9 protein-coding genes are annotated in these 14,638 nt (G+C 61.3%); 5 read left to right on the forward strand and 4 right to left on the reverse strand.

What is annotated here, in order from left to right:
- Positions 1–82: 82 nt before the first annotated feature.
- Positions 83–2,392 carry a UvrD-helicase domain-containing protein gene (locus AC1RJW_RS25380; RefSeq protein WP_166448197.1) on the forward strand — a complete coding sequence of 770 codons (2,310 nt, stop codon included), beginning with the start codon at positions 83–85 and terminating at the stop codon, positions 2,390–2,392.
- A gap of 65 nt (positions 2,393–2,457) precedes the next feature.
- Here the strand turns inward: AC1RJW_RS25380 and AC1RJW_RS25385 are convergent, their stop codons facing one another.
- The 3 genes from AC1RJW_RS25385 to AC1RJW_RS25395 all read right to left on the reverse strand — a co-directional run bounded on the left by AC1RJW_RS25385 (position 2,458) and on the right by AC1RJW_RS25395 (position 4,688).
- Complete coding sequence (locus tag AC1RJW_RS25385; RefSeq protein WP_493047382.1) at positions 2,458–3,213, reverse strand: BPSS1780 family membrane protein; 756 nt, start codon at positions 3,211–3,213, stop codon at positions 2,458–2,460.
- Positions 3,214–3,251: 38 nt separating this feature from the next.
- Positions 3,252–4,208 carry a homoserine kinase gene (locus AC1RJW_RS25390; protein WP_046683429.1) on the reverse strand — a complete coding sequence of 319 codons (957 nt, stop codon included), beginning with the start codon at positions 4,206–4,208 and terminating at the stop codon, positions 3,252–3,254.
- A gap of 84 nt (positions 4,209–4,292) precedes the next feature.
- On the reverse strand, positions 4,293–4,688 hold the full coding sequence (locus AC1RJW_RS25395) for a hypothetical protein (protein ID WP_070222654.1): 396 nt from the start codon (positions 4,686–4,688) through the stop codon (positions 4,293–4,295).
- Between the two features lie 304 nt (positions 4,689–4,992).
- Between AC1RJW_RS25395 and polA the strand changes: the two genes are divergently transcribed.
- The 4 genes from polA to AC1RJW_RS25415 all read left to right on the forward strand — a co-directional run bounded on the left by polA (position 4,993) and on the right by AC1RJW_RS25415 (position 11,716).
- Positions 4,993–7,755 (forward strand): DNA polymerase I, encoded by a 2,763-nt coding sequence (gene polA / locus AC1RJW_RS25400; protein WP_493047383.1) that lies wholly within the window; start codon positions 4,993–4,995, stop codon positions 7,753–7,755.
- A 31-nt stretch (positions 7,756–7,786) separates the two neighbouring features.
- Positions 7,787–8,671, forward strand: a complete 885-nt coding sequence (locus AC1RJW_RS25405; protein WP_493047384.1) for a dienelactone hydrolase family protein — start codon at positions 7,787–7,789, stop codon at positions 8,669–8,671.
- 267 nt (positions 8,672–8,938) lie between these two features.
- Complete coding sequence (locus AC1RJW_RS25410; protein WP_052140365.1) at positions 8,939–9,697, forward strand: ZIP family metal transporter; 759 nt, start codon at positions 8,939–8,941, stop codon at positions 9,695–9,697.
- A 276-nt stretch (positions 9,698–9,973) separates the two neighbouring features.
- Positions 9,974–11,716 (forward strand): ABC-F family ATP-binding cassette domain-containing protein, encoded by a 1,743-nt coding sequence (locus tag AC1RJW_RS25415; protein WP_493047385.1) that lies wholly within the window; start codon positions 9,974–9,976, stop codon positions 11,714–11,716.
- Between the two features lie 58 nt (positions 11,717–11,774).
- On the opposite strand, the gene AC1RJW_RS25420 is transcribed toward AC1RJW_RS25415, so the two are convergent.
- Positions 11,775–14,594, reverse strand: a complete 2,820-nt coding sequence (locus AC1RJW_RS25420; protein WP_493047386.1) for a DUF3857 domain-containing protein — start codon at positions 14,592–14,594, stop codon at positions 11,775–11,777.
- Positions 14,595–14,638 lie beyond the last annotated feature (44 nt).

A 14,638-nucleotide genomic window follows, 5' to 3' on the forward strand; every position in this document is an offset into this window, starting at 1 on the left:
CCGATTGTAGCGCGCGTGGGTAAAATGGCGCGACCGCTGGACAAATGCACAGTATTTTTAGCCATGCCGGTATAATCACGGGATGCAAAATCTTCTTCACAACCTCAATCCCGAACAATTGGCTGCCGTCACCCTGCCGGCCCAGCATGCGCTGATCCTGGCCGGCGCCGGTTCGGGCAAGACCCGCGTGCTGACCACCCGCATCGCGTGGCTGATCCAGACCCAGCAGGTATCGCCGCCCGGCATCCTGGCCGTGACCTTTACGAATAAAGCCGCCAAGGAAATGCTCACGCGCCTGTCGGCCATGCTGCCGATCAACACGCGCGGCATGTGGATCGGCACCTTCCACGGCCTGTGCAACCGCTTGCTGCGCACGCACTACCGCGACGCGGCCCTGCCGCAGACGTTCCAGATCCTCGATTCCCAGGATCAACTCTCCGTGATCAAGCGCTTGTTGAAGGCGAACAACATTGATGATGAGAAATTCCCGCCGAAGACGGTGATGTATTTCATCAACAACGCCAAGGACCAGGGCTTGCGCGCCACGGACGTGGAAGCGTATGACGCGCACGAGCGCAAGATGGTCGAGCTGTACCAGCTGTACGACGACCAGTGCCAGCGCGAAGGCGTGGTCGATTTTGCGGAATTGCTGCTGCGCACTTACGAGTTGCTCAGCCGCAACCAGCCCTTGCGCGAGCATTACCAGGCCCGTTTCCGCCATATCCTGGTGGACGAGTTCCAGGATACGAACAACCTGCAATACAACTGGTTGAAATTGCTGGCCGGCCATGGCAGCCGCGATGGCGGCGCCCTGTTTGCCGTCGGCGACGATGACCAGAGCATCTACGCCTTCCGCGGCGCGAATGTCGGCAACATGAGCGCCTTCGAGCATGAGTTCCAGGTCAAGAACTTGATCAAGCTGGAGCAGAACTACCGCTCGCACGGCCACATCCTCGACAGCGCCAACGTGTTGATCGCGAACAATAGCAAGCGCCTGGGCAAGAATTTGCGCACGGACGCGGGCCATGGCGAGCAGGTGCGCGTGTATGAAGCCAGTTCCGACCTGCAGGAAGCACAGTGGATCATCGAAGAGGCGAAAAGCCTGATCGCCGATGGCGCCTCGCGCAGCGAAATCGCGATTCTGTACCGCTCGAACGCGCAGTCGCGCGTGATCGAACATGCGCTGTTCTCGGCCGCGATTCCATACCACGTGTATGGCGGCCAGCGTTACTTCCAGCGCGCCGAGGTCAAGCACGCGATTGCCTATTTGCAATTGATGGACAATCCGCACAATGATTCCGCTTTCTTGCGCGTGGTCAATTTTCCCACGCGCGGCATCGGCATGCGCTCGATCGAGCAATTGCAGGCCGCGTCGGAACAGTACGGCATTTCGCTGTACGCATCCGTGCCGTATGTGGCGGGCAAGGCGGGCAGCGTGCTGGCCGGTTTCGTGAAACTGATCGAAGGCGTGCGCTTCGAAACGCAGCAACTGTCGCTGCCGGAAATGGTCAGAGTGGTGCTGGAAGCGAGTACCTTGCTCCAGCATTATCAGAATGAAAAGGAAGGCGCCGACCGCATCGAGAATCTGGAGCAGATGGTCAGCGCGGCCAGCCAGTTCATTTCCGAGGAAGGTTTTGGACAGGGCGCACCGGCCCACCTGGGGCCAGCCGCCCAGGCGCAGTCGGGCGCGCCCGTCGTCAACCAGGATGGCATCGAAATCCTCGATGCGGACGCGCCGCTGCCGGCCGTGATGTCGCCGCTCTCCGCGTTTTTGTCGCACGCGTCGCTGGAAGCGGGCGATAACCAGGCGCAGGCGGGCCAGGATGCGCTGCAGATGATGACCGTGCACTCGGCCAAGGGCCTGGAATTCGACAATGTGTTCATCACGGGCCTGGAAGAGGGGCTGTTCCCGCACGAAAGCAGTTCGAAGGAAGACAACGGCGTGGAAGAGGAACGCCGGCTGATGTACGTGGCCATCACGCGCGCGCGCAAGCGGCTGTACATGAGCTTCTCGCAGACGCGCATGCTGCACGGCCAGACGCGCTACAACATGAAGTCGCGCTTCTTCGACGAGTTGCCGGAAGAGTCCTTGAAATGGCTGTCGCCGAAGGTGCAGGCGAACTGGTTCGGCAACCGCAAGTCGGCCTGGGACGAGGCGCCAAGAGTGGCCAGCCTGGGTTCGGACAATGCGATTGCGCAAAAGATCGCGCAAAAAGCCACGGGCGGCGGCTGGCGCATCGGCGAATCGGTGGCGCACGCCAAGTTTGGCGAAGGCGTGATCGTGAATATCGAAGGCGGCGGCGGCAATGCGCGCGCGCAGATCAACTTCGGCCAGCATGGCATGAAGGTGCTGGACCTGGGCATCGCCAAATTGGAACGCCTGGGCCGCTAGTTTGCTGAGCAGCAATAAAAAAGGGCAGCCCGCGCAGGCTGCCCTTTTTTTGTGCAGAGTCGAAATCAGTCGTTCGGCTTGTCCAGCGACACCGTCTTGCTCTCATCGGCGGGCACGCCGAAGATCTGGCGGTAGGCGGCATAGAACGAGCAATGCATGATGATGGTCAAGATCATCGACAGCGGCATCATCAGCTGCATCATCAGCGGCGTGCGGCCAAAGATGACGGCCAGCAACTGGCTGGTGATGACGCTGATGGCGAACCAGGTGGCGGCGAAGACGATGAAGGCCGACAGCGAACGCCAGACGGCGAAAAAGCTGAAGAACAGCGCCTTGCCCAGGCCGGTTTGGCGCCAGTAGATCAGCGGCGCGGCAAAGCAGAAGGCCATGGCGGCCGGCACGTACAGCACGATGGCCAGCAGGATGCCCAGGCCCAGGCGCGAGTCGGGGATGGCGGCGCGCGCCGCTTCTTCCGTCAGTTGCCCCGTGACCAGTTGCCACAGCAAGCCGTCGTCCACCAGGGTCGAGGCGCCGATGGCAACGATGGCCATCAGGATGTACAGCACGCCCAGTCCCAGCAGGGATGGAAAGGCGGGCTTGCGGAAGCCCGAAATCAGGAGGCTGGGCAGGACGCGCTTGCCCTGGTCGATGTTCAGGCAGCCTTGCACGAAGGCGACGGAAAACACGGGGACCAGGATGACGGGCAGCAACTGGCCGAGCACGGGCACGATGCTGACGGCCAGCATGCAGAACATATAGCCGAGAAACAGCATCGACATGCCGCCAGGTTGCTTGCGAAACAGGGCGAATCCCTGTTTCACCCATTGCCAACCTGTACTTGCAGGTAATTTTTCCATGTTTAAAACAGTTCCGGAGCAGGTGTGGCGATACGTTCGCGCAGAATGCGTTCGAAATGCGTGGGATCATGCGGGGTCAGCATTTCCGCTTCGCGCGGCTGGTAATAATCGTACAGGCGCGACAGCCAGAAGCGCAGCGCGGCGGCGCGCAGCATCGGTTGCCATGCCGTCTGTTCTTCCTGTGTAAACGGACGCACGGCCTGGTAGGCGTCGAGCAGGGCGCGCACGCGCACCGTGTCGAGCACGCCCGTGGCCAGGTCCACGCACCAGTCGTTGACGGTGACGGCCACGTCGAACAGCCAGGTGTCGCAGCCGGCAAAGTAAAAGTCGAAAAAGCCCGTCAGTTGTTCGCCGTCAAACATGACGTTGTTGCGGAACAAGTCGGCATGCACGGGACCGCGCGGGATGGCTTTATAGGTATCGCAGGCTGCAAAGGCGTCCTGGAAATGGATTTCCGCGCGCAGCAAATGGGCCCTGGCATCGTCGAGGTGGTGCAAGACCAGCGGCGTGGTGGCGTTCCACCAGTCCAGTCCGCGCAGATTCGGCTGCTGCAGGGGGAAGTCCTGCGCCGCCAGGTGCATCTTGGCCAGCATGGCACCGACAGCGGCGCAATGCACGGCTTGCGGCGCCATCTGCGAGCTGCCGTCGAGTTTGCTGACGATGGCGGCCGGCTTGCCTTGCAGGGCCGTCACCAGTTCGCCATCGGCATTGGCGATCGGCGCGGGTACCAGTACGCCCCGGTCCGCCAAGTGGCGCATCAGTTGCAGATAGAACGGCAATTGCTCGAAGCTGAGGTTTTCAAAGATCGTCAGCACATACTCGCCGCGCTCCGTGCTCAGGAAGAAATTGCTGTTTTCGATGCCGGACGCGATGCCCTTGAGCGCCAGAGGTTTGCCGAGTGGAAACTGCGTGATCCACTGGCCGATATCGTCCAGGTGTAGCGCGGTAAAAACTGCCATGGGAAAGAGAGGAATGGTCTAAAAGGTCAAAAAAAGCCGGCTGCCCCCGCGCATGGCCGGGGCAGGGCAGAAGAGAGTGGCTGCTTACTTCGCTGGTGCGGGCGGCGCTGGCGCGTCCGCTGCCTCTTCGTCGCGTTGTTTCTGTTTCTTCTTGCCCAGGTCAAATTCCAGCACTTTCCACTGCGGGCCGCGCAGGGCGTTGCCGTTGGCCTGGTCGGCGCCGGCGGCCGGTTTCATGTAATAGGTGCTGCCGCCGCTGGTGACTTTCACTTCGCTGGTGACGCCCGCTTCGCGTTTTTCGGTAATCTGCTGCTTGGCGGCGGCCGGTGCCACGGTGATGGGGGCTTCGCCCATTTCCTCGATACGTTCGAGCTGTGGCGGCGCGTCGCTCGGTTTGGCCGGCGTCTGGGCACTGGCAATGGCTGAACATGCCAGCAGGGGCAGGGCGAGGAATGTCCAGAGTGTCGATGTACGCATCATGATGGGTTCGCTTCCATGTGTGGGACTGCAGCGCGTGCAGTGGTGTAATGCCGTCAATTTATCTATAAGGCATTGTAACAAACTGGTAGGCAATGCTGCTTAATACGGCTGATTAAATGCGCGGAAATGGCTGGCAGCGGCGCCCCGCATGCCCGTTCGGGGCCGCCAGGGTGGCAAAAACGCCAGGAACGGCACGCATTGCGGCCGGTGCCGCGGCCCTAAACTCTGCGATAATTGGGCGAACTTCCACCCGCCCGCCGCTGTACTCGCCGGGCGGGCGCGCTCACCTTATTTTATTGGCATTATGCAAAACACCCTGCTGTTAGTCGACGGTTCCAGTTACCTTTATCGCGCCTTCCATGCGCTGCCCGACCTGCGCAGCCCGGACGGTTACCCCACGGGCGCCATGCACGGCATGGTCAACATGCTGCGCCGCCTGCGCGCCGATTACCCGGCCGCCTACATCGCCTGCGTGTTCGATGCCAAGGGTAAAACTTTCCGCGATGACATGTATCCTGAGTACAAGGCCACGCGCGCCTCGATGCCGGACGACCTGCGCCTGCAGATCGAACCGATCCACGAAGCCGTGCGCGCCATGGGCTGGCCGATCCTGATGGTCGACGGCGTCGAAGCGGATGACGTGATCGGGACGTTGGCCGTGCAGGCGGCCGCCGCCGGCATGAACGTGGTGGTGTCCACGGGCGACAAGGACCTGGCGCAGCTGGTCAACAGCCAGGTGATGCTGATCAATACCATGAGCAATGAAAAGCTCGACGAAGCGGCCGTGCTGGCCAAGTTCGGCGTGCCGCCCAACCGCATCATCGATTATCTGTCGCTGATCGGCGATACGGTCGACAACGTGCCCGGCGTATCGAAATGCGGCCCGAAGACGGCCGTCAAGTGGCTGACCCTGTACGACAGCCTGGAAGGCGTGATGGAAAACGCGGCCAGTGTGGGCGGCGCCGTGGGTGAAAACCTGCGCACGGCCCTGCCATGGCTGCCGCAGGCGCGCGCCTTGATCACCGTCAAGACCGATTGCGATCTGTCCGGCCACATGACGACGATCGCCGACTCGCTGGTGGCGAAACATGAAGACAAGGAAGCGCTGCTGGCCTTCTTCAACCGCTACGGCTTCAAGGCCCTGCTGCGCGAACTGGGCGCGGCGCCGCCGCCGATGTCGCCCGTCGGCGCACCGCCTGCCGCCGGCGCCTCCGCCGTCAACACGACGGGCGACATGTTTGCCGACGCGGCCCCAGCAGTCGAAGCCGAGTATGAAACCGTGCTGACGGATGAACAGCTCGACAAATGGATCGCCCTGATCGATGCCGCTTCCCTGACGGCCGTGGACACGGAAACCACCTCGCTGGAACCGATGACGGCGCAAATGGTCGGCATTTCCCTCTCCGTCGCCGAACACGCCGCCTGCTACATCCCGCTGGCCCACGATTACGCGGGCGCACCCGAGCAGTTGACGCGCGAACACGTGCTGGCGAAACTGCGCCCGTGGCTGGAAGATGCGAACAAGCCCAAGCTGGGCCAGAACCTGAAATATGACAGCCACATCTTCGCCAACCATGGCGTGACCCTGCGCGGCATCGCCCACGATACCTTGCTCGAATCGTATGTGTTCGAATCGCACAAGAAACACGACATGGACAGCCTGGCCCTGCGCCACCTGAACTACACGACCATCCCGTTCGAGGACGTATGCGGCAAGGGCGCCAAGCAGATCACGTTCAATCAAGTCGAGGTGGAGCAGGCGGCCAAGTATGCGGCCGAGGATGCCGACGTGACCTTGCGCTTGCACAATGCCATGTGGGGCAATGTGGCGAATGATGAAAAGCTCACGTTCATCTATGAAAAGATCGAAATGCCGACGGCCGTGGTCTTGCAAAAGATCGAGCGCAACGGCGTGCTGATCGATGACGAATTGCTCAACATCCAGTCGGCCGAGCTGGCCGTGAAGATCCTGGAACTGGAAAAGAAGGCGTATGAACTGGCCGAGCAGCCGTTCAACCTGGGCTCGCCCAAGCAGATCGGCGAAATCTTCTTTGAAAAGCTGAAGTTGCCGGTGGTCAAGAAAACGCCGACGGGCGCGCCGTCGACGGACGAGGAAGTGCTGCAAAAGCTGGCCGAGGATTATCCGCTGCCCAAAGTGCTGCTGGAATACCGCGGCATGGCCAAGCTGAAGTCGACGTATACCGATAAATTGCCGAAGATGATCAACGTCACGACGGGCCGCGTGCATACGAACTATGCGCAAGCCGTGGCCGTGACGGGGCGGCTGGCGTCGAACGACCCGAACTTGCAGAATATTCCCATCCGCAGTGCGGAAGGCCGGCGCATCCGCGAAGCGTTCATTGCGCCGCCGGGCAGCCACATCGTTTCGGCCGATTATTCGCAGATCGAATTGCGCATCATGGCGCATATTTCGGGCGATGAAGCCATGCTGCGCGCGTTTGCCGACGGCATCGACATTCACCGCGCCACGGCTGCCGAAATCTTTGGCGTGCCGGCCGCGGAAGTGCAGAGCGAACAGCGCCGCTACGCCAAGGTCATCAACTTCGGTTTGATCTACGGCATGAGCGCGTTCGGCCTGGCCGGTAACCTGGGCGTGGACCGCACGGCCGCGCAAAGCTATATCGACCGCTACTTTGCCCGTTTCTCGGGCGTGAAACAGTACATGGAAGACACGCGCCAGCAAGCGAAGGCGCGCGGCTACGTGGAAACCGTATTTGGCCGCCGTTTGTGGTTGCCGGAAATCAATTCACCGAACGGCCCGCGCCGCCAGGGCGCGGAACGGGCGGCGATCAACGCACCGATGCAGGGCACGGCCGCCGACCTGATCAAGCTGGCAATGATCGCCGTGCAAGGCTGGCTGGAGCAGGATGGCTTGCAGACGAAGATGATCATGCAGGTGCACGATGAACTGGTGCTGGAAGTGCCGGACGCGGAACTGGAACTGGTCAAGCGCAAGCTGCCGGAACTGATGGCCGGCGTGGCCGCGCTGAAAGTGCCGTTGACGGCCGAGGTGGGCGTTGGACGCAACTGGGACGAAGCGCACTAATTTATAAACGCAACATTTTCAGGAGAAACGCATGAGCGACATGATCACCGATTGTGAAAGTTTGCTGGGCCAGAGCAGCGTGTCCGGGCCGGACGGCCGGCGTGGTTTCCTGAAGGTGGCGCTGGGAGCGGGCTTTGCCGTGGCCGTGCTGCCCGTGGCGGCGCAAAACGTCATCAAGACGGATTCCGCCGGGCTCGTCACGGGCACCATGTCGGTGATGGTCGATGGCCAGGCCGTGCCCGTGTATGCGGCCCAGCCGGAAGGCAAGACGGGTTTGCCCGTGGTATTGGTCATTTCGGAAATCTTTGGCGTGCATGAACATATCGCCGATATGGCGCGCCGCTTCGCCAAGCAGGGCTACCTGGCCCTGGCGCCCGACCTGTTTGTGCGCCAGGGCGATCCCACCAAGGTGGCCAGCATCCCGGAATTGATGAAAGGCATCATCGCCAAGACGCCGGACGCACAGGTGATGGCGGACCTCGATGCGGTTGTTGCGTGGGCGAAACAGAATGGCGGCGACACGAGCCGCCTGGGCATCACGGGCTTTTGCTGGGGCGGCCGCATCACCTGGCTGTACGCGGCGCACAATCCGGCCGTCAAGGCGGGCGTGGCCTGGTATGGCCGCCTGGTGGGCGAAGCGACTGCCTTGCAACCGAGCAACCCCATCGACATCGCCGCCAGCTTGAAAGTGCCCGTGCTGGGCTTGTATGGCGGCAAGGATACGGGTATCACGCAGGAATCGATCGCGAAGATGAAGGATGCGCTGGCCAAGGGCGGCAACCAGTCGGAATTCGTCGTGTATCCCGATGCGGGCCACGCCTTCAATGCCGATTACCGCCCCAGCTATGTGGCGGCCGATGCGAAAGACGGCTATGCGCGCTGCCTGGCCTGGTTCAAAAAGCATGGCGTTGCCTGAGGTTGCAAGCTGAACGGCGCTAAAAGTGCCTGATTGCCACATTTTTTTCCAGAAGTTGCCGCGAAAAGCGCACCGGGCTGTAAAATGCCCGGTTCGCGTCAATGCAGTACAATTGCATCTTCACTGCGCCACGCTGCCGCCAAGCGCGCACAAGATTAAATAATAAGCAACATCATACAGATCAAGCCAGACGCCAGCATTGCGGGCGCCCGTAGGCCGGCGCCATTTTGAGGTAAGAAAATCATCGATCCCGTCCTTATATCCATTTTGCTCGCGACCACGATCGCGGGCGTCTTCAGCATTACCGCGGCGGCGATCTTTTCGTTTGCATTCCTGTCCAAGGTGGTCGAGCGCATGGTCAGCTTGTCCGTTGGCATCATGCTGTCGACGTCCTTGCTGCACGCCTTGCCCGAAGCGTTCGAGTCGCAGGCGGACCCGCGCAGCCTGTTCGCCACCCTGCTGGCGGGCTTGCTGGCTTTTTTCATGCTGGAAAAATTTGCCATCCTGCGCCATTCGCACCACCACGAAGGCGATGGCCACCACCATGCGCACGGCCACGACAAGCACGAGGCGGGCAAGGCCGGCTGGATGATCCTGGTCGGCGACGGCATGCACAACTTTACGGACGGCATTTTGATCGCGGCCGCCTTCCTGGCCGACCCGAAACTGGGCCTGGTCACGGGCCTGGCCATCATCGCGCATGAAATCCCGCAGGAAATCGGCGACTTCATCGTGCTGCTCAACGCGGGTTTCTCGCGCCTGCGCGCCTACATCTTCAATCTGCTGTGCAGCCTGATGGCGGTGGCCGGCGGCCTGCTCGGCTATTTCACCCTGGACCGCGCCAGCAACCTGATCCCGTACGTGCTCGTGTTCGCCTCGTCCGGCTTCATCTATATCGCCCTGTCCGACCTGATGCCGCAGATGCAGCGCCGCGCCACCCTGCGCGAAACCATCCCGCAAGTGCTCTTGATTGCGCTGGGCGTGTGCATCGTGCTGTTCCTGACGCATAAGCGCCACGGCGGTTGATGCACTGATTCGGTGCCGCAGTGCCACTTATGCTATATTGCCTTTCTGACTAACTTGCACAGAAAGGAGGAAAATATAATGGAAGAAAACTTGTTGCTCGCCTTGTGGCGCGCACGCTCTTTAAGCGCATTTGCCAGCTCTTGCCCACGTTCTATCGCGCTGCGATAACCTGGCCAGAGCAAAGTCACCCTCCTCTACGAGTCCTTTCCTGGTACTCCGTTGTCGTTAGCGCTCCTGTTAACGCGGATGCTTGCATCCCGAACAAAGACAAGAGCCATGACTACCCTTATCTCGACACAAGCTTTACAACTGGATACCCACGACGGTTTCCTCTTCAACGAACTCGCCTTTACCTTGCGCCAGGGCGACCGCATCGGCCTGATCGGCCACAATGGCTGCGGCAAATCCACCTTGCTGGGCTTGCTCAGCGGCACGCGGGAAGCCACTGCCGGCATCATCCACTATGCGCGTGCCTGCCGCTTGCAGCACGTGGAGCAGCACTTGCCGGCCGAACTTGCCAGCCTGAGCCTGTACGACGCCTTGCTGGCGCCCGTGCTGGAGCAGCCCGAGCTGCATTGGAGGGTCGACAGCCTGCTTGCCGAACTGGGTTTCGACCTTGATACGGCGCAAGTGCCCGTGCATTCCTTGTCCGGCGGCCAGCACACGCGCCTGCTGCTGGGGCGCGCCCTGCTGCAGGAGCCGAACGTGCTGCTGCTGGACGAACCGAGCAATCACCTGGATTTGCCGTCGCTGCTGTGGCTGGAGCAATTCCTGCTGCGCTGGCGCGGCGCCTTCATCCTCGTCTCGCATGACCAGCGCCTGCTCGACAACGTGGCCACGCGCAGCTGGATCTTGCGCGATAGCCGCCTGTACGATTTCGACTTGCCGTGCGGCCCTGCGCTGGCGGCGCTGGCCGAAGCCGATCTGGCCGCTGCCGCCCGGCATGCGGCGGAACAGAAGGAAATCGACCGTTTGTCCGCCAGCAGCGCCCGCCTGGCCCTGTGGGGCCGCACCTATGACAATGAAGACCTGGCGCGCAAGGCTAAGACCATGCAGCGGCGCATCGACAAATTGAAGGATGCGCAATCGTTCGTCAGCGATGGCGCACCGTGGCGCCTGAGTTTGCGCGGCAAGGCGCTGGCGGCCGACCAGCTGCTGGCGCTGGATGAACTCGATGTGCGCGCCGTGCCCGCTTCGCCGCTGCTGTTCCAGGTGGGACAGCTATGGCTGAAACCGGGCGACCGGGTCGCCTTGCTGGGCGCCAACGGCAGCGGCAAGTCGTCCTTGCTGCGCCTGTGCTGGCAAGCGATCCAGGCGCAGGAGGAACGTGCGGACTTGCGCTGGCACCACGCCGCCAACATCGGTTACTACGACCAGTCGCTCAGGCAGCTGGCCGATACGGCCGATCTGTCCGACGCCCTGTACCCGTTTGCCGTGCAGAACGAAGCGGCGCGCAGCCAGGTGGCGCGCAAGCAGGCCTTGATTTCAGCCGGTTTCCCGTATGCGCGCCATGGCCAGACGGTGGCGACCCTGAGCGGCGGCGAGCGGGCGCGGCTGCTGTTCCTGGGGCTGTCCTTGGCCAGCTATCATTTATTGTTGCTCGATGAACCCAGCAACCACCTGGACATGCAGGGCAAGGCGGAACTGGGGCAAGCCTTGCGCGGCTTTGAAGGGGGCTGCCTGCTGGTGTCGCACGACCGCGACCTGATCGAAACGGCGTGCAACCGTTTTTGGGTGGTGGCCGATGGCCGGCTGGAAGAGTGGCCGGACGCGGCCTGCGCGTATGCGCGCCTGAGTGCCGAGGATGGACAGGCGCCGCTGCCGGTGGCAAGGATGGAAAGCGCACCGCTTGCGCCAGCGCAAACTGATGTAGATCAACAGCTCGAACGCTTGTGCGAACTCGAGCAATTGCTGGCGGAAGACATGGCGAGAAAACCGCGCCACCAGAAGCCGGCCAGCCAGCAGATGTGGCAAGACGAGATCGCTCAGTTGAGTCGCAGCTTGGGCATCATGGCGTAAAGGGTGTTGTCCGGGCGATTGCCTCTGCTGGTGGCAATCGCCCGTGTCGCCGGGGATATTACAGGGTGACCGCCGCTGCTGACGGTTGCTGGCGGTCCATGCGTTCGAGCTCCTGCACCGCAGCCAGATATTCCGTATAGATGGTCAGGCCGGTCGCCCTGGTTTTTTCGAAAGACTCTCTGGCCCTGGCCTGGTCGCCCTTCACCAGATAGAACTGTCCGATATAAAAATGCGCTTCGCACAAGGCCATCAGCCGTTCGTCGCCTTGCATCTTTTGTACTTGCGCCAGCACCGTTTCGGGCGATGATGCACCGGTAAACATGCCGTAGGCGGCGCGCGGCCAGGCGCCGTTCAACTCCTGGTCCAGTTGATGTTTCAGCGCCGCCGGTACCGGCTGGCCGGCGCGGCCGAGCGTCCACAAGTACCATAGTTTGGCATACGGCATACCGGCATTGCCATCATCCGATAGCGCCACTTGCCCAAGATCCTGCAGGGCTTCGTCATATTTTCCCAGCTGGTAATAGACCTGTCCGCGCTGAAAATGGGCGCGATGCGGTTCGATGCCCAGCGTCAATGCTTCCCTTATCTGCTCGAGGGCGGCAGGGAATTGCCCACGCTTCTGGTAGATGATGGCCAGGTCAAGCGGATGTTCGGCATCGGATGGGTCGAGCTTGACCGCTTGCAGCAGGTCGGCCAGCGCTTCGTCGGTTTGCATCAGGTTGCTGTAAGCCACGGCGCGCGCGGCATGGGTTGCCGCCAGGTCCTTGCCCGTGAGCTTGCCACTCTTGATGACCTTGGTGTACGCGTCAAGCCGGCTCTGCTGCGCATCCCTCAGCCTTTTCGCCAGCAGCTGCGCCGGATCGCTATTGGCCGGTGCTGCCGCTTTCACCAGACCGGGCGTTATCGGTACGACGCCGCGTATCAGCTCGCCCATCCGTTTCAGATCGCCAAGATAGGTTTTCATGCCGGCTGCCGGCACCGCATCGGCCACGATCTTCAACTCCAGATCCATGTGATGGGTGTTGCCACGGAATCGTTCATTGAGTTTCAGCCTGAAATAGTCGTTGTTCAGCTTCTGGCTATGGGGATCGAACATGGCGCTGACGTTGCTGGGCAGCACTAGGTCAAACGAATAGCGCAGGTCTTGCGGCGCGTCAGGCAATACCATGGGGGTGTTGCGTTCGGCGCCGCTGACAACCCGGATGGCGTCAAGAAAATTGGACGGGGCAAAAGTGACGAAACGGATGTCCTGCCGCATTTCGCCGGGCTTGTCGATGATGTAGCGATCAATAAGGGTGAGCTGGTTGGCCTGCAGGTCGTCATTGAGTATGGCATTTCCGATACGGCGCGCATCCGGATAGCGTTGTGTCAGGTAGCGCGTGCGCACCGTGTTGAATTGCGCGAGCTCCCGCTGTGCGCCCTGGCGCATCGATTCGGCATATTTTCCGCGGACGATCAGCCGGCTTTCAAGCGTGGCCGGTTTGTCGAAGTCGGGCCAGGACATGGTTTCATGCAATTCGCTGTTGGGCAGGGCCAGGTAGCTGTCGGTATTGCGGATCGTTACCAGGGAGCGGCTTGCCTTGTCGATAACAAGCACTTCGGCGCCCGCCAGATATTGGGCCCTGGTTTCGAGCGTGCCTTCCTGGCCGACCTGGGTAGGATCGATGAAGTACTCCTTGCCCTTGTGTGCCAGCTTGACGATGACATGGTTGAAGGCGCCGGGCGAGGGCGACAAGGCGTCCATATTCTTGTAACGCTGTGCGGCAACGAAGACGATGTCGGCACGCACGCCGAGCCGTCTGAGCAGGCTCACCAGCAACAGCGATTTATCCTTGCAGTCGCCATAGCGGCGCTGTAGCGTCACTGCGGGCGCGGCAGGACGGTGCGTGCTTTCGTCGAAGGAGACGGAAAAATAGCGGATCTCGTTCTGCACATAGCGGATGGCCTGCAGAATTTTTTCTTCCTCCGTTGCCGCGCCTTGCAAGGCGGCGACACGGTGCTCGAATTCCGCGTCCGGCACTTCCTTGTTGTCGAACAGATCCACCGCCCAGCGCGCGACATCGTTCCACGTGCCGTACTCGGAAAATTCCAGCGACGTCGTCGCATCGTAGGAAGGGGGTGTAAACGGTTCCGGCGTTACCATGGCAGGTCTGCGCTCCTCGAACTGCAGCCGTATCATGTCGCCCACGGTGCTGCGCTGCGGTTTGCCCGCATCGTCCTTGGGCAGCGGACCAACGAAGCGGTAGTGCACGGGATGCTTGTCGGGATATTGCAAGACCACCCGTCGCATTTCGGTTGGAACCTGAGGTGTCCAGACGGCGGATTCGAAATATTTGCCACCAAATACAGGATTCGTGCCCTTGGTGGTGTAGGCGAATTCCAGCAGGTCGCCGACACGCAGATCGTCCACCAGAATGGAAACGGTAACGACGCCACTGTACATGCCCTGTTCGAGGCCTGTTTCCCGTTGCAGGAAGCGTACTTTTACCGTGTCGCGTATGTCGATGACGCTCGTGCCGCGCAGGATGCGCAGGGTATTTAACGTCAGTTGCTGATATTCCGGCACGAATGTCATGACGAGGGGGCCGAGGCTGGCCATGCCGGCCGGACTGTTGAACTGGATGACCCGGCGCGAATAGAATGCCGGCGCCGTCCCGGCCATGAAATGCGTTTCTGACAAGCGACGGATCGCATCGCCGCTCAGGGTGCTATCGGGAATGTCGGCGGGCGTGACCCAGGCAGGGGCGGGACCCGTTGTGTACGCTCCCTGGTTGAGCTGGGTTTCTTTGTACCCGGGCTCTGCCTGGGGAGATTGTGCGTGGGCGTAAGCAGACATCAACAATGACGCCACAGTTGCCGCGACCAAGAAGAACCGCATGACGATATTCCTATATCAATAATTTCATTGGTAAAAAGTTATTG

This window comes from Janthinobacterium sp. GW822-FHT07A03 (assembly GCF_058798815.1).